This is a genomic window from Pseudomonas sp. 14P_5.3_Bac1 (assembly GCF_025466135.1).
In the GTDB taxonomy this organism is placed as follows: domain Bacteria; phylum Pseudomonadota; class Gammaproteobacteria; order Pseudomonadales; family Pseudomonadaceae; genus Aquipseudomonas.
The window spans coordinates 106,856-131,216 of record NZ_JANLOF010000012.1; the positions used below are offsets into that span (position 1 = coordinate 106,856).

At 61.6% G+C, this 24,361-nt stretch carries 16 protein-coding genes; 8 read left to right on the forward strand and 8 right to left on the reverse strand.

Annotated features, from left to right (window positions below; all coding sequences use genetic code 11):
• Positions 1–40 precede the first annotated feature (40 nt).
• A complete protein-coding gene (locus NTD89_RS03515; protein ID WP_262206468.1) occupies positions 41–2,296 on the forward strand; it encodes an Orn/Lys/Arg decarboxylase N-terminal domain-containing protein in 2,256 nt (751 codons plus the stop codon).
• A gap of 9 nt (positions 2,297–2,305) precedes the next feature.
• Complete coding sequence (locus tag NTD89_RS03520; protein ID WP_119741603.1) at positions 2,306–2,887, forward strand: GNAT family N-acetyltransferase; 582 nt, start codon at positions 2,306–2,308, stop codon at positions 2,885–2,887.
• Here NTD89_RS03520 and NTD89_RS03525 read toward each other — a convergent pair.
• The gene (locus tag NTD89_RS03525) at positions 2,884–3,777 is read right to left on the reverse strand and encodes a LysR substrate-binding domain-containing protein (RefSeq protein ID WP_145165971.1); all 894 of its coding nucleotides are present in this window, start codon (positions 3,775–3,777) and stop codon (positions 2,884–2,886) included. The genes NTD89_RS03520 and NTD89_RS03525 overlap by 4 nt on opposite strands.
• 156 nt (positions 3,778–3,933) lie before the next feature.
• On the opposite strand from NTD89_RS03525, the gene gspG reads away from it, so the two are divergent.
• Positions 3,934–4,383 carry a type II secretion system major pseudopilin GspG gene (gene gspG, locus NTD89_RS03530; protein WP_262206469.1) on the forward strand — a complete coding sequence of 150 codons (450 nt, stop codon included), beginning with the start codon at positions 3,934–3,936 and terminating at the stop codon, positions 4,381–4,383.
• An 85-nt stretch (positions 4,384–4,468) separates the two neighbouring features.
• Positions 4,469–4,813: a hypothetical protein gene (locus tag NTD89_RS03535; protein WP_145165973.1), complete on the forward strand. Its 345-nt coding sequence runs from the start codon at positions 4,469–4,471 to the stop codon at positions 4,811–4,813.
• A 60-nt stretch (positions 4,814–4,873) separates the two neighbouring features.
• On the opposite strand, the gene NTD89_RS03540 is transcribed toward NTD89_RS03535, so the two are convergent.
• The gene (locus NTD89_RS03540) at positions 4,874–5,110 is read right to left on the reverse strand and encodes a hypothetical protein (RefSeq protein ID WP_106578721.1); all 237 of its coding nucleotides are present in this window, start codon (positions 5,108–5,110) and stop codon (positions 4,874–4,876) included.
• 227 nt (positions 5,111–5,337) lie between these two features.
• Between NTD89_RS03540 and NTD89_RS03545 the strand changes: the two genes are divergently transcribed.
• Entirely contained in the window at positions 5,338–5,895 is a 558-nt protein-coding gene (locus NTD89_RS03545; protein ID WP_145165974.1) for an NADPH-dependent FMN reductase, read from the forward strand.
• Positions 5,896–6,002: 107 nt separating this feature from the next.
• Here NTD89_RS03545 and NTD89_RS03550 read toward each other — a convergent pair whose 3' ends face one another.
• A complete protein-coding gene (locus NTD89_RS03550) occupies positions 6,003–6,632 on the reverse strand; it encodes an FMN-dependent NADH-azoreductase (RefSeq protein WP_262206470.1) in 630 nt (209 codons plus the stop codon).
• Between the two features lie 94 nt (positions 6,633–6,726).
• Here NTD89_RS03550 and NTD89_RS03555 point away from each other — a divergent pair, with 94 nt between their 5' ends.
• On the forward strand, positions 6,727–7,581 hold the full coding sequence (locus tag NTD89_RS03555; protein ID WP_242197924.1) for a LysR substrate-binding domain-containing protein: 855 nt from the start codon (positions 6,727–6,729) through the stop codon (positions 7,579–7,581).
• Between the two features lie 19 nt (positions 7,582–7,600).
• Here NTD89_RS03555 and poxB read toward each other — a convergent pair whose 3' ends face one another.
• The 3 genes from poxB to NTD89_RS03570 all read right to left on the reverse strand — a co-directional run bounded on the left by poxB (position 7,601) and on the right by NTD89_RS03570 (position 11,708).
• Positions 7,601–9,325, reverse strand: coding sequence for a ubiquinone-dependent pyruvate dehydrogenase (gene poxB, locus NTD89_RS03560; protein WP_262206471.1), 1,725 nt, complete (start codon positions 9,323–9,325; stop codon positions 7,601–7,603).
• Between the two features lie 246 nt (positions 9,326–9,571).
• Positions 9,572–10,066: a DUF934 domain-containing protein gene (locus tag NTD89_RS03565; RefSeq protein ID WP_262206472.1), complete on the reverse strand. Its 495-nt coding sequence runs from the start codon at positions 10,064–10,066 to the stop codon at positions 9,572–9,574.
• Entirely contained in the window at positions 10,050–11,708 is a 1,659-nt protein-coding gene (locus tag NTD89_RS03570; RefSeq protein ID WP_017136919.1) for a nitrite/sulfite reductase, read from the reverse strand. The genes NTD89_RS03565 and NTD89_RS03570 overlap by 17 nt, the downstream gene beginning before the upstream one ends.
• Positions 11,709–12,131: 423 nt before the next feature.
• Between NTD89_RS03570 and NTD89_RS03575 the strand changes: the two genes are divergently transcribed.
• The gene (locus NTD89_RS03575; protein ID WP_262206474.1) at positions 12,132–13,211 is read left to right on the forward strand and encodes an ABC transporter substrate-binding protein; all 1,080 of its coding nucleotides are present in this window, start codon (positions 12,132–12,134) and stop codon (positions 13,209–13,211) included.
• A gap of 6 nt (positions 13,212–13,217) precedes the next feature.
• Here NTD89_RS03575 and NTD89_RS03580 read toward each other — a convergent pair whose 3' ends face one another.
• Positions 13,218–13,433 carry a DUF2970 domain-containing protein gene (locus tag NTD89_RS03580; RefSeq protein WP_145165989.1) on the reverse strand — a complete coding sequence of 72 codons (216 nt, stop codon included), beginning with the start codon at positions 13,431–13,433 and terminating at the stop codon, positions 13,218–13,220.
• Between the two features lie 141 nt (positions 13,434–13,574).
• Between NTD89_RS03580 and NTD89_RS03585 the strand changes: the two genes are divergently transcribed.
• The gene (locus tag NTD89_RS03585) at positions 13,575–20,561 is read left to right on the forward strand and encodes an NEL-type E3 ubiquitin ligase domain-containing protein (RefSeq protein WP_262206475.1); all 6,987 of its coding nucleotides are present in this window, start codon (positions 13,575–13,577) and stop codon (positions 20,559–20,561) included.
• 4 nt (positions 20,562–20,565) lie between these two features.
• Here the strand turns inward: NTD89_RS03585 and metH are convergent, their stop codons facing one another.
• Positions 20,566–24,276 (reverse strand): methionine synthase, encoded by a 3,711-nt coding sequence (metH, locus tag NTD89_RS03590; protein WP_242197613.1) that lies wholly within the window; start codon positions 24,274–24,276, stop codon positions 20,566–20,568.
• Between the last annotated feature and the right edge of the window lie 85 nt (positions 24,277–24,361).

The window sequence follows — 24,361 nt, forward strand, 5'->3', positions numbered from 1 at the left end:
TTCTACCCTGAGTACATAGCCCTGGGGACTGCCCGCACTCATGTACAAAGACCTGAAGTTTCCTGTTCTGATTGTGCACCGTGATATCAAGGCCGACACCGTTGCCGGTGACCGGGTTCGAGGCATCGCCCACGAGCTGGAACAGGAAGGCTTCAGTATTTTTTCTGCAGTGGATTACGCCGAGGGCCGCCTGGTGGCTTCTACCCATCACGGGCTGGCGTGTATGTTGATCGCCGCCGAAGGTGCCGGGGAAAATACCCACTTGCTGCAAAACATGGTCGAACTGATCCGCCTGGCGCGGGTGCGTGCGCCCAACCTGCCGATCTTTGCACTGGGCGAGCAAGTCACTCTGGAAAACGCGCCCGCCGATGCCATGAGTGAGCTCAACCAGTTGCGCGGCATTCTTTATCTGTTTGAAGACACCGTGCCGTTTCTGGCGCGACAAGTGGCTCGCGCGGCGCGCACTTACCTGGATGGCTTGCTGCCGCCTTTCTTCAAAGCCCTGGTGCAACACACCGCTGACTCCAATTACTCCTGGCACACGCCCGGCCATGGCGGCGGCGTGGCGTATCGTAAAAGTCCGGTGGGGCAGGCGTTTCATCAGTTCTTCGGCGAAAACACGCTGCGTTCGGACTTGTCCGTGTCGGTGCCGGAACTCGGCTCGCTGCTCGATCACACCGGGCCCTTGGCCGAAGCCGAAGCCCGCGCCGCGCGTAACTTTGGCGCCGATCATACGTTCTTTGTGATCAATGGCACTTCCACGGCCAACAAGATCGTCTGGCACTCCATGGTCGGCCTTGACGACCTGGTGCTGGTGGACCGCAACTGCCACAAGTCGGTGCTGCACTCGATCATCATGACCGGTGCGATCCCGCTGTACCTGTGCCCGGAACGCAACGAACTGGGGATCATCGGCCCGATTCCCTTGAGCGAGTTCAGCCCCGAGTCGATCCGCGCCAAAATTGCAGCCAGCCCTCTGACGCGTGGCCGGCCACCGAAAGTGAAGATGGCGGTGGTCACCAACTCCACCTATGACGGCCTGTGCTACAACGCCGAGCTGGTCAAGCAACAATTGGGCAACAGTGTCGAGGTGTTGCATTTTGACGAAGCCTGGTACGCCTACGCGGCGTTTCACGAGTTCTTTGCCGGGCGTTACGGCATGGGCACTTCACGCGCGCCCGACAGCCCTCTGGTGTTTACCACGCACTCAACCCATAAGCTGCTGGCGGCCTTCAGCCAGGCCTCGATGATTCATGTGCAGGACGGCGGCGCGCGGCAGCTGGACCGTGATCGTTTCAACGAAGCATTCATGATGCACATCTCTACCTCGCCGCAGTACAGCATCATCGCGTCGCTGGACGTGGCCTCGGCGATGATGGAAGGCCCCGCCGGGCGTTCACTGCTGCAGGAAATGTTTGATGAGGCGTTGAGTTTTCGGCGCGCCCTGGCCAACCTGCGCCAGCACATCGCTGCCGAGGACTGGTGGTTTTCCATCTGGCAACCGCCCTCGGTGGCGGGTATCGATCGGGTTGTCACCGCGGACTGGCTGTTGCATCCACAGGACGACTGGCACGGATTTGGCGACGTGGCCGAGGACTATGTGTTGCTTGACCCGATCAAAGTGACCCTGGTGATGCCCGGCCTGAACGCTGGCGGCGCCTTGAGCGACTGCGGGATTCCCGCCGCGGTGGTCAGCAAGTTCCTCTGGGAGCGCGGGTTGGTGGTGGAAAAAACCGGCCTGTATTCCTTCCTTGTGCTGTTTTCCATGGGCATCACCAAAGGCAAATGGAGTACCTTGCTCACCGAACTGCTGGAGTTCAAGCGCAATTACGACGCCAATGTCAGCCTGGCCAGTTGCTTGCCCTCGGTGTTTAAACAAGGGCCGGCACGCTATCAGAACCTCGGTTTGCGCGACCTGTGTGACCAGCTGCACGGCTGTTATCGCAGCAATGCCACGGCCAAACACCTCAAGCGCATGTACACGGTGTTGCCGCAAATCGCGATGAAACCGGCTGACGCCTACGACCAGTTGGTCAGGGGTGAAGTGGAGGCGGTGTCGATTGACGCCTTGCCAGGTCGCATCGCAGCCGTGATGCTGGTGCCTTATCCGCCGGGCATTCCGTTGATCATGCCGGGTGAGCGCTTTACCGAGTCGACCCGATCGATCATTGACTACCTGGCGTTCGCGAGGACGTTCGATAGCAGTTTTCCCGGTTTTGTCGCCGATGTTCATGGGTTGCAACACGAAGACGACGGCGGTGGTCGTTGTTACACCGTCGATTGCATCAAAGGGTAAAGGATGTTTATGCAAGCTGTAATGAACCCGAAGTACCCGGGGCTCAGCGTACGGGTCGCCGACGAAGGTTTTGATGCCTACGTGTGGGGCAATGATTTCAGTTTTGAGGTCAGTGCCTACGGCGTGCCGGAGATGGGCAAACGCGTCGACCAGTGGGCCGTTGAACGCATCCTGCCGTACCGCAAGTGTTATGGCATCGACCCGGAAGAGTTCGCCAGTTTTCGCGATGCGCCTGACAGCGCGATCTTCATGGCGTACCTGGATGACCGTGCGGTGGGGCATATCGTGGTCAGCACCAATTGGAACGGCTTTGCCCATGTCGACGAACTGGCGGTGGCCTTGCCTGCGCGCCGTCATGGGGTGGCCAAGGCCTTGCTGGACGTGGCGCAGTTCTGGAGTCGCAAGAAAAACCTGCCGGGCATGATGCTGGAAACCCAGAACAACAACCTCGGCGCCTGTCGTCTGTATGAGCGTTGCGGCTATGTCATGGGCGGGATTGATCAGCTGCGTTATCGCGGCATCGATCCGCAGACCCGTGAAGTGGCGATTTTCTGGTACCGGTTGTTCAAGACCGAGCTCGAACAGGTTTAACTCGCCAGCAGGCTATCAGCCTTCTGCGTGACAATGTCCAGCAACGCATTGAGTGCCGGTGACGTCTCCGCGTCCTTGAGAGTCAGCGCGTACAGGCTGACCATGATCGGCGGCGACACCGGGCATGCATCCAGCCCAGCCTCGCGCGCACCGGACGCGGTGAACGGGTCGACAATCGCCAGGCCTTCGCCGGCTTCCACCATGCTGCGCATCATCTGGTAGGTCTGCACCCGCGTCTGCACCACCGGCAGCGGGCGCAGGGCCTGCAGCTTGGCGTCCAGCAAGCGGCTCAACGGGTCATGCCCTTCAAGCCCGATCAGCGATTGCCCGGCCAGGTCCTGCAAGGCGATGTACTTTTGTTTGGGTTTCAGCCAGCCATGGGGGGCGAGCAATTGCAGCTTGCCCTCGGCCAACACGCTGCTCTGGATTTGCGGGTGTTGCGGGTCATGCAGGCTCAGGCCCACATCGGCTTCGTGCAGCAGCAGGCTTCTGACGATCTCGCGGGTCGGCTGGCTCGACAGGTTGCACGGCGTGTCCTGGAAGCGCCGGCGCAGTACGGCGATGCTTTGCGGCAACAGCTGATTGGCCAGCGGTGGGGTGCACAGCGCGCGCAAGGCCGGAGCGTGATGGAGTTTCAAGCGGCTGGCCAGGCGTTGCACCGGCTCCAGCGCCTCATAGAGGTGACTGATGTGTGCCTGCAGTTCGAGTGTTTCGCGCGTCGCTTGCAAACGCCCGCGCACACTGGCAAACAGCATGAAGCCCAGTTGCTGCTCGGCATCCTTGAGCGTTGCGTCTACATCGCCCACGGGGAGTTGCAACCACTCGGCGGCCGTGCCGAGGTGTCCGGTCTGCAAGATGGCCTGAATCACTTCGATATGACGTAAACGCATCGCCGGAGTCTAGGGTCAGTGGGGCGGGGATTCAATGGCTGGGAAAAAAACAGCGCGGGCCTTGATGCGAGTCGTCTAACGTTCACCTTGCGTGCGCTGCAACGAGCGGGTCATATAAAGAGCGTATCAACCGAGGTTCAACAGGGAGCCCTTCCAATGCCCGGATACACCGCAGTCACAGGCAAACCGCAACCCCAGCAAGGTTTTACATGCTGGGCGGTGCTGGTGGTACTGGTCATCATTGGCTTGCTGGCCCTGGCGGTGGGGCCGCGCTTGTTTGGTGATGTGACGCTGGCAGAGATCGCGACGGCCAAGGCCCAGGTGGCCGAGCTGGGCAAGGCGGTCGAACAGTTTCACCAAGACACGGGTCGCTACCCCACCGATGAGGAAGGTCTGGAGGCGTTGACCACGCCACCTGCGCAGGACGCCAAGTGGAAAGGGCCCTACGTCAGTGACGAGTTGTTGACCGACCCGTGGGGCGTTGCCTATCAGTACCACTACCCGGCGACCCAGCCCAACACGGCATTCGACCTGTTTTCGTTCGGCAAGGACCGCACGCTGGGCGGGGTCGGCGATAACAAGGACATTACCTACGGCGACAACTGATTCATCTGGCATTAGCCATCGACCTGATTAGAATGGCTGCGCTGATCAATAACGACCAATACAACAAAAACAGGTCTGGTCTCGAATGCCTATTCCCTCACGTTTCTTCGGGGTAACGGCCAAGCAACTCCTGGTGCTGGTGACCGTGGGTTGCGTGGCTGCTTATCTCTTCGATAATCACGATGAACACACGCCGGAAAGCCGCGCACTCGAGGCGTTTATCCGTTCCCAGGAACAGGTGGATGCGCAGGTGGGGGCGGTGCTGGAGGTCGTGTTGATCAGGCAGGTGGTGGCCTATCCCGCTAACGGCGCGCCGGGCTACAAGCGTTCGCTGTATGCGGTTGAGGGCGAGCGGGGGCGTTTGATGGTGACGCTCAAGCAGGTGGAGGGCGAGCAGGGCGTTGAAGTCACGCAGCTACGCCGGCCGTGATCACCCAGCCCAGTCAATGCCATCAATGGCCAGGACTGAGCAGGTCGATAAGCCGAGATCTTATGACGCGAGGGTCGTTTGCGATTCGCGGACGATAATGGTCCCCGACTGGATCAATTTGAATTCATCGCCTTCCAGTTTCTCTACACGATCGCCAATGGCCAGCTTGTAGGTAGTGGTAGGCGCCGAGCCAGCCAGGTCGCCTTGCACCGGGTTGGATTCCTGAAACTCATGCACCGAATACACGCGTCCTTCCGCGTCTCTGGCATGAAACTGTCCGACAAGTACTGCAGCCATCTGTTTAGAACCTCTGGAGATAAACACTCGATTTGCGGTTCTGTAGACCGTCATGGAGCGGGGTAGTTTACCTATGGAAAAAAAATACTATTCGCTGATGTTTTCAGAGTCTTCCTACGCAAGTCACTGCCCGGCAAACGTCTGCGGAATTATCAAAACCTTCTGGTGAACCTGCGGCGAAGACTTTATAACTGCAAGCTCCTTAGTCAAACGTCGGGAAAACCTCCATGAGCAAGGTCTACACGATTGCCGTCCTGGTTGGCAGCTTGAGAAAAGACTCGATCAACCGCAAGGTCGCCCTGGCCCTGGCCGATCTGGCCCCTGCCACTCTCAAATTGAACATTGTGGAAATTGGCGATTTGCCGCTCTACAACGAAGACCTCGAGGGAGCATCGCCGCCCGCAGCCTACAGTAGTTTCCGTCAGCAAGTACGCTCATCCGACGCGGTGTTGTTTGTGACGCCCGAATACAACCGTTCCGTGCCCGCACCGTTGAAGAATGCCATTGACGTAGGGTCTCGTCCTTACGGGCAAAGTGTCTGGGGCGGCAAACCGGGGGCGGTCATCAGTGTGTCGCCCGGAGCGATTGGCGGCTTCGGCGCCAACCATCACCTGCGCCAGTCGCTGGTGTTCCTTGATGTGCCGTGCATGCAGCAACCGGAAGCGTACCTGGGGGGCGCGGGCAGCGTGTTTGATGACGCAGGAAAACTCTCGGAAAAGACCAGGCCGTTCCTGCAGGCGTTTATCGACGCCTACGGCAAGTGGGTAGAAAAGCAGTCAGCCTGATGCGTCTGCCTGTGTAGGAACCTGCCTGCCGGCGATTGGCCCTCACGCCTGGCGCTGCCAATCACATCGCCTTCGCCGGCAAGCTGGCGCCTGCCGCCGCCCCGTGGTCAAGCGAGGCGGTCTGCCAGCGCCAGGGCCTGCTCGGTGGCTGCCTGGCGAGACGCCTGATCCACTTGCGGCCCCAAGATAGTTTTTTCCACAGACAGCGAGTGCACATCGGTCACGCCGATAAACCCCAGCCAGGCCTCCATGTACGGTTTCTGAAAGTCCATCGCCTGTGCGTCAGGCGCTGAAAAATCCATGCCCCGCGCATACACATTCACCGCCGTTTTGTCATGCAGCAACCCGCGCAAGCCATGCTCCGGGCTGAACTCGAACAGCACGCCTTTCTGCGAAACCACGTCGATAAAGTGCTTGAGCTTGTAGGGCAGCGCGAAATTCCACAGCGGCACCGAGAACACCAGCAAGTCGGCCTGATGCAGATGGGCCGCCAGCGATCTCAGCGCGTCCCAGGCTGCCGCCTGTTCCTCGGTCAATGCTGTGCCGCTGAGGCCGGCATATTTGGCCTCCATGATCGGGCCATCGAACTCCGGCAGGTCCAGAGCCCAAAGGTCCAGCGTCACCACGCGGGTGTCCGGGGCGTTGTGCTGATAACGCGCGATGAATTGTCGGGCGATTTCCAGCGACGCAGAGCGCTGTTTGCGCGGCGAGCATTCAATGTGCAGAAGAGTGGTCATGACAGGTCTCAGGAAAGATGATCTGAACATTGCAACATAGCGCTCGATGAAATATAAATCGTATTTCCATCGTCTATTGATCACCTATCAGAATATGTTTGATGCCTTGCTGCTCAAGACCTTCGTCGCGGTCGTGGACGAAGGCGGCTTCAGCCGCGCCGGTGAGCGCCTGCACCTGACGCAATCGGCCGTCAGCGGGCATTTGCGCCGCCTCGAAGAACAGGTCGGCAAACCGCTGCTGACGCGCACCACGCGTTCCCAACAGTTGACGCCGGATGGTCAGCGATTGATCGCCTATGCGCGCGGCATCCTGGCGCTGCATCGTGATGCCTGGGCAGAACTGACGCGTTCGGCGTTTGAAGGAAGCCTTCGCGTAGGCGTGTCGGAGGAGTTCGCCGAGGCGCGTTTGCTGCGGGAGCTGCAGGACGTTGCCGCGCAGTACCCTGGCCTGCATATCAGCGTGCAGGTGGGCATTCCCGGTTCGTTGCTGAGTTTGATGAAACAGGGCGAGCTGGATGTGGTGGTGGGTTCGTTGTGCGAGTCCAGTGAGCCGGGCCTGGCGTTATGGCGCGAACCGTTGGTGTGGGCCTGGTCGGTACAACCGCTGGCGGCATTGCCGACGCCGTTGCCACTGGCCTTGTTTCCCGAGCCCTGTCCGTACCGCGAGGCGGCGCTGTCAAGGCTTGCTCAAGCTGGAATTGCTCAGCGTACGGCCATGCAGTGCGCCAGCTATGCAGCGTTGCACGCCGCGGCATCGGCCGGTTTTGCCGTGGCCCCGATGGCGCAAAGCCAAGTGGGCCCAGGCTTGGCGGTCCTCGGCGCCGAGCACGGGTTGCCCGCATTGCCCGATGCCGAGTTTCGCCTGTTCAGCGCGCCGGATGCCGACCCGCGCATGGTCGAGGTCGTCACCCAGGTGGTGCTCCGCTATGGCGCTGCCCGGCGCCACTGAAACACCCTGCGACTAAAGCTCAGCGCAACCAGTTGGTGCGCGCCAGCTCGATCACTTCGTCGCCACGCCCGCTCATCACTGCCTTGAGCATGTACAGGCTGAAACCCTTGGCCTGTTCCAGCTTGATGCTCGGCGGCATGACCAATTCCTGCGTCGCCGTGACCACGTCCACCAGCACCGGGCCGTCATGGGCAAGGGCGCGACGCAGGGCCGGCTCAAGGTCTTCGGATTGCTCCACACGGATGCCCAGGATGCCCATGGCGTTGGACATGGCCGCAAAGTCCGGGTTTTTCAGCTCGGTGCCGGTGTCGAGGTAGCCGGCGGCTTTCATTTCCATGGCGACGAAACCCAGTGAGGAGTTATCGAACACGATGACTTTTACCGGCAGTTTCAGTTGCGCCAACGAGATGAAATCGCCCATCAGCATGGCGAAACCGCCGTCGCCGGACATCGAAATCACTTGGCGTCCGGGAAAGGCCGCCTGAGCGCCGATGGCCTGAGGCATCGCATTCGCCATCGAACCGTGATTGAACGAGCCGATCAGGCGGCGCTTGCCGTTCATCTTCAGGTAGCGTGCGGCCCACACGGTGGGCGAGCCGACGTCGGCCGTGAAGATGGCATCGTCGTCCGCCAACTCACTGAGCAAGCGTGCAACGTACTGTGGGTGGATCGGCCGGTCGGCCTTTGAGGGTTCCGCCAGGTCGTCCAGGCCTTGGCGGGCTTTTTCGTAATGCTTAAGCGAAGTCTCGAGAAAGCTGCGATCGGTTTTGCGCGTCAAGCGTGGCAGCAGCGCGTTGATGGTTTCGCTGACGTCGGCGGCGATGCCCAGGTCCAGCGTGGCCCGACGCCCGAGCGCCTGCGGATTACGGTCGACCTGGATAATTTTTGCGTCGGTCGGGTAGAACTGGCGGTAGGGAAAGTCGGTGCCGAGCATGATCAGCGTGTCGCAGTTGAGCATGGCGTGGTAACCCGAGCTGAACCCGATCAGGCCGGTCATGCCCACGTCAAACGGGTTGTCCCATTCCACATGTTCTTTGCCGCGCAACGCGTGCACCACCGGTGCGCCAAGGGCATCGGCCAGGGCCACGACCTGGTCATGGGCACCGGCGCAACCGCTGCCGCACAGCAAGGTGACTTTCTCGCTGCTCTGCAGGATTTCGCTGAGGCGTTGCAGGTCCTGTTCCGCCGGCAAGGTGCGCGGCGCATGCAGGGCCGGCCACGGTTTGAGGGTGTTTTCCACTTCCTGCAACGACACATCGCCTGGAATGACGACCACCGCCACGCCACGGTTAAGAATCGCCGAGCGCATCGCGCGGTGCAGCACTTGGGGCATCTGCGCAGGGTTGGTCACCAACTCGATAAAGTGGCTGCACTCCTTGAACAGCTCCTGGGGATGGGTTTCCTGAAAGTAGTTCAAGCCGATTTCGGAGGAGGGGATTTGCGCAGCAATGGCCAGCACCGGCACGTGGTTGCGATGGCAGTCGAACAGGCCATTGATCAAGTGCAGGTTGCCCGGCCCACAGCTGCCGGCGCACACCGTCAATTCGCCGGTGGCGGCGGCCTCGGCACCGGCGGCGAACGCGGCCACCTCTTCGTGGCGCACGTGCATCCATTCGATGCTGTCCATGGTGCGCAAGGCGTCGGTCAAGCCATTGAGGCTGTCGCCGGTCAGGCCCCAGATGCGCTTGATGCCCGCCTGTTCAAGGGTGGTCGCCAATTGCTGGGCCAGGTTGATTTTCGCCATGAAAAACTCCAATCGTCAGTGAGGTTAAAAACTGCTGATCAATAGGGGACAGTTCGATCAAGGCGGATGTTCATCCTTTAGTGTGAAGATTGCGTCATCGTGCGCCCACAGTGGTGCTTTTGTGTTGCTGACATTGCATGTGCAGTCACGATTGCAACCCCCCACAGTCCTCGTGGCTCGCTCATTGCTGTACCGAGCGGACATAAAAAAGCCCTGGCATGCCAGGGCTTTTTCATGGGCTAACGCTTAGCGACGACGAAACAGCGGCAACGGCTCATCCGTGGCAGCCTGGTACGTCACCGAGAAATCCTTGAGGCTTTCCAGCGCTTCGTACGGGTCTTTGTCGGCACGCAAGGCGAAGGCGTCGAACCCGCAACGGTGCAGATAAAACAGCTGGTCGCGCAGCACGTCGCCAATCGCGCGCAGCTCGCCCTTGAAGCCGTAGCGGTCACGCAGCAGGCGTGCGTTGGAGTAGTTGCGCCCGTCGGTGAAGGCCGGGAAGTTCAGGGCGATGACCTGGAAGTGCTCCACGTCGGCGCCGATCTCTTCGGCTTCTTCATCGGCGTCCAGCCACACACCCAGGCCGCCGTCGCGGGCCTTGAGGGCATGGCCGTGCTCGCGCCACAGGGCCAACGGCACGATCAGGTCGTCGCAGTTGGAAATGCCGTCGAAGCCCGCGTCCTTGGGCAGCAGGTGCCAGGTTTCGTCGAGGACTTCGTTGTTCTTAATGATTCGCTGCATAGACGCGCTCCTTGAACAGGTCGATGCCGATGCGCTGGTAGGTGTCGATGAAACGCTCATCTTCGGTGCGCTGTTCGATGTACACATCGATCAGTTTGCCGATCACCTCGGGCATGGCTTCCTGGGCGAAGGATGGGCCGAGGATCTTACCCAGGCTCGCATCGCGGCTGGCGCTGCCGCCCAGGGACACTTGGTAGAATTCTTCGCCTTTCTTGTCCACGCCCAGGATGCCGATGTGGCCGACGTGGTGGTGACCACAGGCGTTCATGCAACCGGAGATGTTCAGGTCCAGCTCGCCGATGTCGAACAGGTAGTCCAGGTCGTCGAAACGGCGCTGGATCGATTCGGCAATCGGGATCGATTTGGCGTTGGCCAGGGAGCAGAAATCGCCGCCCGGGCAGCAGATGATGTCGGTCAGCAAGCCGATGTTCGGCGTGGCGAAACCGCCTTCGCGCAGCTCGCCCCACAGGGTGAACAGCTGGCTCTGCTCAACGTCCGCGAGAATGATGTTCTGCTCGTGGGAGGTGCGCAGTTGGCCAAAGCTGTAGCGCTCGGCCAGGTCGGCGACGGCGTCCAGCTGCTTGTCGGTGATGTCACCCGGCGCAACGCCGGTGGGTTTGAGCGACAGGGTCACGGCGACATAGCCCGGCTTTTTATGCGCCAGGGTGTTGCGGGTGCGCCAGCGCGCGAAACCTGGGTGCTGCTGATCGAGTGCAGCCAACTCGGCGTCCTGATTGCTCAGGGCCTTGTACTCAGGATCGACGAAGTGCTTGGCCACGCGGTGTACTTCGGCTTCGGTCAGCGTGGTTTGGCCACCGCGCAGGTGTTCCATTTCAGCGTCGACTTTCTGCGCGAATACCTCAGGGGTCAGCGCCTTGACCAGGATCTTGATCCGGGCCTTGTATTTGTTGTCACGACGTCCGTAGCGGTTGTAGACCCGCAGGATGGCGTCGAGGTAGCTCAACAGGTCTTGCCAGGGCAGGAATTCATTGATGAACGCGCCAACGACCGGCGTACGGCCCAGGCCACCACCGACCAGCACGCGGAAACCCAGCTCGCCGGCCGCGTTGTGCACCGGCTCAAGGCCAATATCGTGCACTTCGATGGCGGCGCGGTCCGAGGTCGAGCCATTGATGGCGATCTTGAACTTGCGCGGCAGGTAGGCGAATTCAGGGTGGAAGGTGGTCCACTGACGCACGATTTCGCACCACGGACGCGGGTCGATCAGCTCATCGGCCGCCACACCGGCGAATTGGTCGGTGGTCACGTTGCGCAGGCAGTTACCGCTGGTCTGAATGGCGTGCATCTGCACGGTGGCCAGCTCGGCCAGGATGTCCGGCACGTCCTCCAGCGCCGGCCAGTTGAACTGTACGTTCTGGCGGGTACTGATGTGGGCGTAGCCTTTGTCGAAGTCGCGGGCAATCTTGGCCATCATGCGTGTCTGACGGGAAGTCAGTTGGCCATAAGGCACGGCAACCCGCAGCATCGGCGCAAAGCGCTGAACATAAAGGCCATTTTGCAGGCGCAGAGGGCGGAACTCTTCTTCGCTCAGTTCACCTGCTAGGTAGCGTCGGGTCTGATCACGGAACTGCTTGACGCGGTCCTCGATGATGCGCTGATCGTATTCGTCGTATACGTACATATAGGTCCTGTTCTCGGCAAATCTGCGCGCACGGCCGCGCACTCCCAACGGAGCCGGCGCACGATACCAGTTTGCGTTTATGCGCAAAAGTGATGTTTGAGTATATGCAAATAACCAAAATGCCTAATGAGAAGGGTTATCGCGATACCCACATTTGTCATGCGGGCAATCATCAACTTTACTGTGAGCGTGTTTGAGTGCAATCACCTATAAAACCGATAAGAGGCGATGCAATGAGCAATTCGACCAAAGCCCGTAAACCCGACAGTACCGTTGATGCCTGGGCGATTTTGTTTCTGATAATCCTGGTGGTTGGAACCGCCGTGTTCTGGGTTAGCCACCAATAAACCAGCGTTGATTGGACCTCGATTGACTGTCGTATTGCCACTATCATGGCCGTCAACGTTCAAGGTTCTGACAACTATGTTGAAGGTTTTTATTGCGTGTGTGTGGTTGCTGGGATCGACGTTCGGGGCCACGGCCCACGCCGCGTCGGTGGTGTTTCTCAACCCTGGCACGTCCACGGAAACCTTCTGGGTCAACTACGCGCAATTCATGCAGGCCGCTGCCAAGGACCTCGGCCTGGATTTGCGCGTGCTTTATTCCGAGCGCGACCCGCGTAACACCCTGGCACAGGCCCGCGAAGCGCTGCAAGGCAGCGAGCGGCCTGATTACCTGGTGCTGGTGAATGAGCGATACGTCGCCCCGCAGATTCTGCGCATGGCCCAGGGCAGCCCAGTCAAGCTGCTGATCGTGAATAACGCCCTCACCAGCGACCAGGTGCAATTGCTCAATGCACACAGCTATCCCAACTGGCTCGGCAGTCTTATCGCTAATGATGAGGATGCCGGTTACCTGATGCTCAAAGAGCTGCTGCGTCAGCATGGCCCCGTCGCACCCGGCCAAACCCTCGATCTGCTGGCGTTTTCCGGGGCCAAGACCACGCCGGCGGCGCAGCTGCGCGAGCAGGGTTTACAGCGGGCTCTGGTCGATTTTCCCTACGTGCGTTTGCGCCAGCTGGTGTACGGCGAGTGGAGCCGCCAGCGCGCGTTCGACCAGGCCACACAACTGTTCAAACGTTATCCGCAAACCGCGCTGGTGTGGTCGGCCAATGATGAAATGGCGCTGGGCGCGATGGAGGCGCTGCAAGCCACTGGGCGTACGCCGGGCAAGGAGGTGCTGTTCAGCGCCGTCAACAGTTCGCCCGAAGTATTGCGGGCCCGCCTCGATGGGCGCTTGAGCGCATTGGTGGCGGGGCACTTCACCCTTGGCGGCTGGGCGATGGTGCTGCTGCATGACGATGCGCTGGGGCTGGATATCCGCCAGAACGGCGTGAATGAACGCAGGCTCGATCTGTTTGAGTTGATCGGCCCGGACCTTGCCCAGCGTCTGCTGGACATCAACGCGGCGCAGGTCTACGGCGTGAATTTTCGGGCATTGTCGGCCCAGGGCAAACCCGCCGGTTACGTTTACCCGTTCGGTTTGCAGCTGTTAACGCCTTGAGCGCACTCAAACGCCTGCCAGGTGCAGCACCAGCTTGACGATGGCGAACAAGGTCAGCGCAAACACCGCCGTGAACACAATTCCCATGATCACGAAGTGGCTGGGCTTGCCGTGAGTAAAATCGCGCGCGCGGTTCTTCCCGCTTTGCACCCCGAAGGCTGCGGCCATCACGCTGTGCAGCATTTGCCAGAAAGTAGGGGGCTTATTGGGTGAGTCGTTCATAAAACCCTCGTCATGCGGATCCGGTCGATCCTGAGCAAGCATAGTCAATTCCCCGCAGCGGGCGATAAAAGTGCACCGCTTCGCGGGGCCGCCAGCGTGATTTTCTGATGCTTCCTCAAGACGCATCAGGAATCTGCACACATGCCTGCCCCTTCACTTCATGTTCCCTTCATCAAGACCCGTTTGCCCGGATGGATCAAACACCTGGCGGCGCCGGACATCGAGGCCCTCAACCGCGCCCGCGATCCGGTGCAGCGCTTCAAGAGCGCCTACCCCGAGGCCTTTGCCGCCGCCAGCCCAGCATTGCGCCAGGCCCTGGATGACAGCGGCCGCCGGCGCCAGGCCTCCAGCCAGGCCCTGGCAGCAACGCTGAAAGACTTCAAAGGCGTCACCGAGTTTGCCGAGCCGTTGCTGGCCGAGGCATTGCACAAGACATTCGGCCAAACACCCGACGTCAACACCACCGCGCTGTTCCACCTGCACGCGCCCAACCGGGTCGAACAGCAGTCGCTGTTGCAAGCCGCGCTGCGCAACTTCGAAGACGGCGAACGGTTTGATGAAACCGCGTTGCAGGAAACCAGTGCGCTGGCGCCAGCGGGGTCGCTGGACACCCTGGCGTACGATGAAAGCGAGCGTTATCCCTTTGCGAAATGGCGTTACCGCCTGCGCGACAAGCTGTCGATCAGTCCTGAGGACTTCGCCAGCCTGTGCCGCGAACTGGACCTGGGTCAGCAGTACCAGCAACACCTGAGCGGCGTGTTTGAGACGCCAGCCACTGCGGCGCAGGTGCGCCGGCAGATGATCGAGGCAAACAAGGACACGCTGCGGGTACAAGCTCACATCGCTCGCCTGCGCTCGACCCTCAGCCCCACGGCCTACGCCACGTTGCTGGCGATACTCGATGCCCATCCCGCACCGAGCCTGGATGGCAAGCCGGTGGCTTACAGCCAGTTGAACCTGTTGGGGGCGCAGGTGAGCGAGGTGCTGATCATCGGCGCCAGCGCGCGCAAGCCGTTGCCGGGCGTGGTGACGCTCATCGACGTTTTCCTGCCGGCGGCCGAGCTGCTCAAACCCCAGGTGGGCGACAGTCGAATCATCGTGTGGATCCCCGGCGATCCGCGTAACCCCGTCAGGGAGTACGCATCGCTCAAGGCGTTCACCGCGCAGTTGGCGCTCAACCTGCGCTCGGTGGACTACCAGCGTTTTTTTACCGGCTTCTTGGCCCAGGATGAAGCGCAGATGTTCCTTCGGCGGCTTAGAAGCCAATTGAAGACCACGCGCTGGAACCCGAACCCGCTGCCCCCAGGGCCCAATTACAACACTGCGGCCTACGCCCACGGGATGTACGAAGAAGTCTGGAACGACAACGTCAACCTGCGGCCCGAAGAGACCTTCATCAACGTCGAGGTGTTCGGCCATCTGTACGAACGGCACCTTGCATGCCTCAGGTCCAACGCAAAGTTGCTGGCGGTGCCCACCGCGCAAGTCGATCACGATGCCTGGGTCAATCGCCTCAAGCACTGGGCCGAATGGGGCTTGAACCTCCTCAATGTGGCGGCGTTTTTGGTGCCGGGCCTGGGCGAAGTGATGATGGCCGTCACCGCCATACAGATCGGCTATGAGGTTTATCAAGGCGTGGAAGCCTGGAACGCTGGCGACAGCGACGAGGCCTGGGCGCATCTTGCCTCGGTGATGCAGAACGTCGCGTTCATGGCCGCGCTGGGTGCCGTGGCGGGCAGGGCGCCGCCGGTTGTGCCGTCGCGCTTCGTCAACGGCATGAGCCGGGTGGTCACGCCGTTCGGCAAACTGCGCTTGTGGCATCCCGACCTTGCGGCCTACAAAAGCAGCGTCTCGCTCAAGGGGCTTGAACCCAACGCGTTGGGGCAATACCCGGTAGCAGGCAAAACCTACATTGCGCTGGAGGGCAATGTTTACGAAAAGACCTTCGACCCGGTGAGCAAGCAATGGCGGATCAAGCACCCGACTGAGATCGACGCCTATCAGCCGATTGTGCAACACAACGGGCACGGTGCCTGGCGGCACACGCTGGAGCGGCCGTTGACATGGCGTCGCAGCACATTGCTGCGCCGCTGCGGGCTGCACATGGAGCCATTTTCCGATGCGCAACTGGAACAGATCGCCGACGTCTGCGGGATCAGTGATGATCAATTGCGCAAACTGCACATGGATCAACAGGCGCCGCCGCCGGAGTTGTTGGAGATGGCCCGGCTGTTCGAGGCAGACTGCCAGGCGGACGAGGTGATCAGGCAAATCCGCGAAGGCGCCTGCGTGGAGGGCCTCTGCCAGTTCATGGTGCCGCTGGCCGTGGACATGCCGGGTTGGCCGGTCGAGGAGGTGGTGGAGGTGTTCAGCGGGCCCGAGCCCTGGGGCACTTCCCAGCGGTTTGGCGCAGCGTCGCCGGGCAGTGCAAGGCCCACGATCAAGATCACCCAGGCGCAGGTCGATACCGGGCAATTGCCGGCGCACGTGCTGGCAGCCCTCAATGACGAGCAAATCAGCCGTTTGCTGGGCCGAGAAAGCATCCAGGCCGGCGCCGACCAGGTGCAGGTGTTCAGAGAGCGTCTGGCCGATCAGGCGCAGGCCCGCAAGAAGGCGCTGTTCGACAGCCTCCAGAGCCGACGGGCGCCGCCAGACACCGACACTCGCGCACTGCAGCGCAGTTTTACCTCACTCTCGCCAGAAGCCGCGCAGCGGGTACTGGCCAGTGCCAGCGCTGCTGAGTTGAGCCAACTGCGCAGCAGTGGCCGGGTGTCTCTGCGCCTGGCCAAAGCCATTCGCGTGCACCTGCATCAGGGCAGTCTGAGCCGCGCCCTGGCAGGCGTGTACCGCGAAAACCTGGCCTCTGCGGCCAGTGATCGCTTGGCGCTGCACAGCCTTGAGCAACTGCCCGGTTGGTCGACGGCTATTCGCATCGAAGAACGGTCCCTGGGCATCAAAGGGCCGCTGGTGGACAGCATCGGCGCAGAACAGGCCGCAACGCGTTATTACCTGATCAAGGCGGATGAGAGTTTTCGGCTGCTGGATGCCGAGGGCAGGGCACTCAATAGCCTTCCCCGGTACGGTCGCAATCTGTTTGAGTCGCTGCTGCACGCGCTGCCTGATGCGCTGCGCGAGTCTTTGCAGGGCGAGCCGGCTGAGACGTTGCGCAAGCAAGTGGCGGACTACGCGTGCAGCCACCGCGAGGCCATGTCGCGCATCCTCAAGCGCGAGCCGCTCAAGGCCGGCGCCGGTCGCCGGGTACGAAGCCCGACCGGTCAACCGGGTTATGCGGCCAGCGGTGATGCGGTGGGGTTTGCCGACGAGCCGTTGGTTGCCAGGGTGCGCGATATTTATCCCAATCTGGATGATCAGCAGGCGTTGCAGTTCGTCAGGAGTCGACTGCTTGCCGGCGATTCCGATCAGCAGGTGTTCCACCTGTTGGAGAACCGACGCAGAGAGTTCGAGGGCTTGCGCGCAGCATTGGACACCTGGGTCGAAGGCGCCGTGCCTGCCTATCCTCGGGGGGCCAACTGGCCAACCCGGCGCGATATTGCCGAGCGGCTCATCGCCGGCTGGAGAAACGGTGTGTACCGCGGGCAGGCGCCGTTGTTCGAACTCAATCTGTTGGGCACCGAGCCGTTGCCGACCTGGGCTGCCGATTTTTCCCATGTGCGCAAGGTGCGAATCAGCAGTTCACAGCTCGCCGCAGGTGCACTTTCCGAACAGTTTGGCGCGCTCGAAGCCCTCGATATTGCCATTGATTCAGCCAACATGGCTGCATTCGCCGACGTGCTCGCGGGGCTCACCGGCATTACCGAGCTCAAGCTCGAGCTGCCGACGTTTTTCGGCGAGTATTCGCCGGCATTGACCCAGGCGCTTCAAGGCATGAACCAGCTGGAGCAGTTGCACTTGACCGGCAGCCTTCCGGCCCTGGATTACCGTGCGCTGCCGCGTTTGCGTACGTTGCGGCTGGCCGGCAACCTGCGCGAATGGCCGGCAGGGCTGCTGGCGCTTGAGGGGCTTGAGTCGGCCGACCTGACCGGCGTGCAGATCGCCGCACTGCCCGACGAACTGTTCACGGGGCATGAGCGTTTGTGGCGCCGCTTGAGGTTGAACTGGAAGGCCCTGGAACCGCAGGCGTTCCGACAGGCCTTTGACTACGTGCAGGGCAATCCGGCGCATCTGGTGGACGAACCGTACATCGTCGCGCAGTACTGTGAACAGCGCCTGGAAGCGCTGGTGCCGCATGTCCCGACCTTCGCCGCCAGTGCACTCGCCGCGTTCCATCAGGACGGCCTGGCGGGCTGTGCGTTGCTGAATAAGGTCGAGGCGCTGCACGAGGCGTATCGCGCCTGGGATGCGCCGCTGATTGAATGGCAAAGCCGCGATGGCGCGCGCGTCGAGGGCGAGCAAATGCCCTCCCACCATCGCCAGACGCTGGCGGACCGGCTGCGCGTGTGCTGGCGTGACGCGCTGGCTGCCCGGTACGCGACCCGCGAACCGGTGGCGGGCCCGTCGCGAGGCCGTGGCGAGCCGATGAGAGAGACATTGGACTTGCGCGAATATGGTGCGCCGGGCGATTTGCCGGCGCTGGGCAATACGCTGTTCCCGCACATCCGGCGTTTGATCCTGGCCGGTGCAAAGCTCACGGCGGCGCAGGTGAATGGGTTCGTGGGCCGTTTTGTGCAGCTGCGCGAACTGGATCTGAGTCACAACCGCCTGACCGAGCTGCCTCAGGCCCTTGAGACGCTGGAACACCTGACTGACCTGAGTCTGTGTGGCAACGAACTGACGATCACCACGCCCACCCAGACGCGGCTGAACCGCCTCAAAGCACTGCGACGGCTGGACTTGTCGATGAACCGCGTTGGCCGGCTGAGCGTCACGTCGCTGACAGAACTGGTGTCGCTGAACCTGGGGCAGACCGCGATCGTCGACTGGCCTGAGGGTGTGCTGAACCTGCAGCACCTGGGTTTCCTCGACCTCAGCCACAGTGCCGTCACCGGCATTCCCGAAGCGGTGCTGGCCGGGCACGATGTGTTGCTGGCCGGCACCAGCCTGCGCGGTTGCCGCTTGAGCCCGACGGCGCTGGCCGTGGCGCAGGCTTTTGCCCGCCGCACCAGCGCCGGAAGACCCATGGCGAGCATGTTTGACAGGCCGTTCGGGATTGATCGCAACGTACTGGCGGCCGGGATGACCGGCGGCGATCCCATGTTCTTCCCGGTAGAAGTGTCGCAGCACCCGGACCTGATAATGCCGTTGGCATTGGCGCCCAAAGACACCGAGGCGTCACTGACCTCGGCCGAGCGCCTGCAACGCCTTGATCCACAGCTTGATGCCACCCAGGCCGGCAAGCGAATCGACACATGGCTGGCGCAGGACGTGAGTGCCACGCAGATCGAAACGGCGTTGCGCCAGTGGCAGGCGCAGCACACCCAGATGATCGAGCGGCTAAATGGCTGGATTGACAGGCCCGCCGTGCGCAACCGTAACGAGTGGGTCAACGCGACCGATCGCCGGCGCGCCGCTGATCGGCTGCTGGCCTGCTGGCGAGAGACGCTGAGCGACGTGCGAGGCATCCAGGCGCCCGCCAATGACGCTGCGCTTGACTTGAGCGGCCTGATCCTCGGTGACCTGCCGGCGCTGCCGGTCACCTTCAACCATGTGCGGGCGCTGGACCTGAGCGGTGTGCGGCTCACCACCGCCTCGAATGATTTTCTACGCGCCTTCCCGCGCTTGAACCGCCTGATGCTCAACGGCAACCGTATGGGCACGTTGCCCGAGGCCCTAACGCAGATGGCAGACCTGACCGAACTGGGTATCCACGACAACGCGCTGGCGGCCAACGTGCCGTTGCAGGGCCAACTGCGTGGCTTGCCGCGCCTGCAAGTGTTGGACCTGGGGCGCAACGCCCTGAGCACGTTTGACCTCACCGGGCTTGACCGCCTGCAAAGCCTGGATCTGAGTCGCAACCGGTTGTCCGAATGGCCCACCGGCGCGTTGCAAGCCCCCGCGCTGACCCGCCTCGATCTCAGGAACAACTACCCGATAGCTGTGATCCCTGCCGAAGCATTTGAGCCGCAACATGCTGCCTTGATGGCCGGTACCGATTTGTCCGGCAACCTGCTGCTTGAGGAGGCGTTGATCCGCCTGCGCGAGTATCAACGCGAAACCGAGCGCGGGCTGGGTTTCAGTGCCGAGGAAATTGACGATCAGTTGGCGGGGTACGGGGCCGAGTCCGATGACGAACAACCTGATGTTCACCCTGAGCTGGAGCCGGCAGCGGTGCAAAAGGCACGCTGGTTTGACGGCGTGCCCGTCGACTCGGAAAAACATGCGATATGGGACACGGTGATCGCCCGTGACGACAGCGGTGATTTCTCCAACATACTGGCGCAACTGCGTAATACCCGCGACTTCGAACTCGACCGCGCCGACCTGGCCGGGCGGGTTTGGCAGGTGCTGGAGGCGGCCTACGGCGATGCGGCCTTGTGCGAGCGGCTGATGGGCATCGCGCGTGCTTCCAGGCTTGCGGTGACCTGTGGGGATGGCCGCATGCTGTTGTTCAACGCGCTGGAAGTCGAAGTTTATGAGTTCAATGCCCTGCGTGCCATCGACCCCACCGACAAGGGGCGCGCCCTGTTGAACCTGTCCAGAGGGTTATTCCGCCTTGACCAGCTGGAGGCGGTGGCGAGCGTGCGGATCCGCGAAAACCCGGGCACCGACCCGGCCGAAATACGCCTGGCCTACCGTATCGGCCTGGCCCGGCGCCTGGCCTTGCCCAGGCAACCTGCAAGCATGCTTTACGAAGGTCTTTCCGGAGTACGGCCAGTCGACCTGGAGGCGGCCTATACGACGATCATGGCCCGCGAACAGACACCGCTGTTCATCGAGCAACTGACGGCGCGCGCGTACTGGGTCGATTATCTGCAACAGCAGTACCCGGACGCGTTCGCCCGGCTGCAGCAGACGCTGGCGGACAGCGCCTCTGCGCTGGAGGATCGCTACCCCGACATGAATTCGGCGTACCTGCAGCAGATGGAGGCGTTGCAGAAGGCCAACAAGGTGCAGCGCCAGGCCTTGATAAACGTGCTGTCAGCGCGGGAGATCGCCGCGCTGGGCCATTAGACGATCAGTTGTCGTAACCCAGGTTCGGCGCCAGCCAGCGCTCGGTCACGGCCAGGTCCTGGCCTTTGCGCGCGGTGTAGCTCGCGACCTGATCCTTGTCGACCTTGCCCACGGCAAAGTACTGCGCCTGCGGATGGGCGAAGTACCAGCCACTGACCGCCGCCGCCGGGAACATCGCGTAGTGCTCGGTGAGGAACACGCCGCTGCGCCCGGCGTGCATTTCGCGCGCCTGGGGGTCCAGCAATTGGAACAGTTGGGCCTTCTCGGTGTGATCAGGGCACGCCGGGTAGCCGGGAGCCGGGCGGATGCCGCTGTATTGCTCCTTGATCAGCGCCTCGTTGTCCAGTTGCTCGTCCTTGGCGTAACCCCAGTGCTCTTTACGCACTTGCTGGTGCAGCCATTCGGCGCAGGCTTCGGCGAGGCGGTCGGCCAGGGCCTTGACCATGATCGAGTTGTAGTCGTCGCCAGCGTCCTGATAAGCCTTGGCGACTTCTTCGGCGCCGATACCGGCGGTGGTGATGAAGCCACCGATGTAGTCGGTCACGCCGCTGTCTTTTGGCGCCACGAAGTCGGCCAGCGAGAAGTTCGGCTTGCCGTCGGTCTTTATGATCTGCTGGCGCAGGTGATGCAGCTTGGCAATCGGCTGGCCATCGTCGCCGTAGACTTCCAGGTCATCGTCCTGCACCTGGTTGGTCGGCCAGAAACCGAACACCGCGCGAGCGCTGATGAGTTTTTCGTCGATCAGCTTCTTGAGCATTTCCTGGGCATCGGCGTAGAGCGCGGTGGCCGCTTCACCGACCACTTCGTCTTCGAGGATGCGCGGGAACTTGCCGGCCAGGTCCCAGGAGATAAAGAACGGCGTCCAGTCGATGTACTCGGCCAGCACCTTGAGGTCGATATTGTCCAGCACCTTAGCGCCGGTAAAGGTCGGCTTGACCGGGGTATAGGTGCTCCAGTCGAACTGCGGTTTCTTGGCGATGGCCGCCGGGTAGCTCAGGCGCTCGGTTCGGGCGCTGCGGTTGGACGTACGCTCGCGCACGTCGATGTATTCCAGGCGGGTTTTCTCGACGAAGCCGGCCTTCAGCTCCTTGGACAGCAATTGCGTGGCCACGCCCACTGCGCGCGAGGCGTCGGTGACGTAGATCACTGCATCATTGCTGTACTTGGGCTCGATCTTCACCGCCGTGTGCGCCTTGGAGGTGGTGGCGCCACCAATCATCAGCGGCAGGTGGAAGTCCTGGCGCTGCATCTCGCGGGCCACGTGCACCATCTCATCCAGCGACGGCGTGATCAGGCCGGACAAGCCAATGATGTCGCACTTCTGTTCCTTGGCCACCTGCAGGATCTTCTCTGCCGGCACCATCACGCCCAGGTCGACGATGTCATAGCCGTTGCAACCGAGCACCACGCCGACGATGTTCTTGCCGATGTCGTGTACGTCACCTTTAACGGTGGCCATCAGGATCTTGCCCTTGGCTTCCGGCTTGTCGCCTTTTTCCAGCTCGATAAACGGAATCAAGTGGGCCACGGCCTGCTTCATCACCCGGGCGGACTTCACCACCTGGGGCAGGAACATTTTGCCGGCGCCGAACAGGTCACCGACGATGTTCATGCCGGACATCAGCGGGCCTTCGATCACTTCGATCGGGCGCGCGAACGACTGGCGCGATTCTTCGGTGTCTTCAACGATGTGCGTGGTGATGCCTTTGACCAGCGCGTGTTCCAGGCGCTTGTTGACGTCCCAGCCACGCCATTCTTCGGTCTCGGCTTCTTTGACGCTGCCGTCGCCCTTGTACTTGTCGGCGATGGCCAGCAGGGCGTCGGTGCCTTCCGGCGTGCGGTTGAGCACCACGTCTTCCACCGCATCGCGCAGCTCGGCGGGGATCTGGTCGTAGATCTCCAGCTGGCCGGCATTGACGATACCCATGCTCAGGCCATTGCGGATCGCATACAGCAAAAACACCGAGTGAATCGCCTCACGCACCGGGTTGTTGCCACGGAACGAGAACGACACGTTGGACACGCCGCCCGAGGTCAGCGCGTACGGCAGCTCGTCGCGGATGTAGGCACAGGCATTGATGAAGTCGACGGCGTAGTTGTTGTGCTCCTCGATACCGGTGGCGACCGCGAAGATGTTCGGGTCGAAAATGATGTCTTCCGGCGGGAAGCCGACTTCATTGACGAGGATGTCGTAGGAGCGTTTGCAGATTTCTTTCTTGCGCGCTTCGGTATCGGCCTGGCCGGCTTCGTCGAAGGCCATTACCACCACGGCGGCGCCATAGCGCTTGCACAGCTTGGCGTGGTGAATGAACTGCTCGACGCCTTCCTTCATGCTGATGGAGTTGACGATGCCCTTGCCCTGGATGCATTTGAGGCCGGCTTCGATCACTTCCCACTTGGAGGAGTCGATCATGATCGGTACGCGAGAGATGTCCGGCTCGCCGGCAATCAGGTTGAGGAAGGTCACCATGGCCTTCTTCGAATCCAGCATGCCCTCGTCCATGTTGATGTCGATCACCTGCGCGCCGGCTTCCACCTGCTGCAGGGCGACTTCCAGGGCTTCGGTGTAGTTGTCTTCACGGATCAGGCGGGCAAAACGTGCGGAGCCGGTGATGTTGGTGCGCTCGCCGACGTTGACGAACAACGAGCTGCGATCAATGGTGAACGGCTCCAGGCCCGACAGGCGGCACGCCTTGGGAATGTCCGGAATCGGGCGCGGTGCGTAGCCGGCCACGGCCTTGGCGATGGCTTCAATGTGGCCTGGCGTGGTACCGCAGCAACCGCCGACGATGTTGAGGAAGCCGCTCTGGGCGAACTCTTCGATGACCTTGGCGGTTTGCGACGGCAGCTCGTCGTATTCGCCGAATTCGTTGGGCAGGCCGGCGTTCGGGTGCGCGGAAACGTGGGTATTGGCCTTGTTCGACAACTCTTCCAGGTACGGACGCAGTTCACTGGCGCCCAGCGCGCAGTTGAGGCCCACGGACAGTGGCTTGGCGTGGCTGACGGAGTTCCAGAACGCTTCGGTGGTCTGGCCCGACAGGGTACGGCCGGAGGCGTCGGTGATGGTGCCGGAGATCATGATCGGCAGTTCGACGTTCAGTTCCTCGAACACGCCTTGCACGGCGAAGATCGCGGCCTTGGCGTTGAGGGTGTCGAAAATGGTTTCGATCAGGATCAGGTCGGCGCCGCCTTCGATCAGACCTTTGGTGGCTTCGGTGTAGTTTTCCACCAGCTCGTCAAAGGTCACGTTGCGGTAGCCGGGGTTGTTCACGTCCGGCGACAGCGAGCAGGTACGGCTGGTCGGGCCCAGCACGCCGGCGACAAAACGCGGCTTGGCCGGGTTTTCCAGGGTCTTGGCGTCGGCGATCTTGCGCGCCAGTCGCGCGCCTTCTACGTTTAATTCGTAGGCCAGTTCTTCCATGCCGTAATCGGCCATGGAGATGCGCGTGGCGTTGAAGGTGTTGGTTTCCAGAATGTCGGCGCCGGCGTCCAGGTAGGCCTTTTCGATGCCGCCGATCACGTCCGGACGGGTGATCACCAGCAGGTCGTTGTTGCCCTTGACGTCGCTCGGCCAGTCGGCAAAGCGTTTGCCGCGGTAGTCGTTTTCCTCAAGCTTGTAGCTCTGGATCATCGTGCCCATGCCGCCGTCGAGGATCAGGATGCGTTCCTTGAGGGCTTGGTGAAGGGCTTGCAGACGAGCACTACGATCGGACATGGGACTACTCTGGTCAGGCATTTCGGAGGGCGTGAATCATAGCAAACCTGTGCCGATTTGGAGCATGCCCAGGTTTTGCATGAAT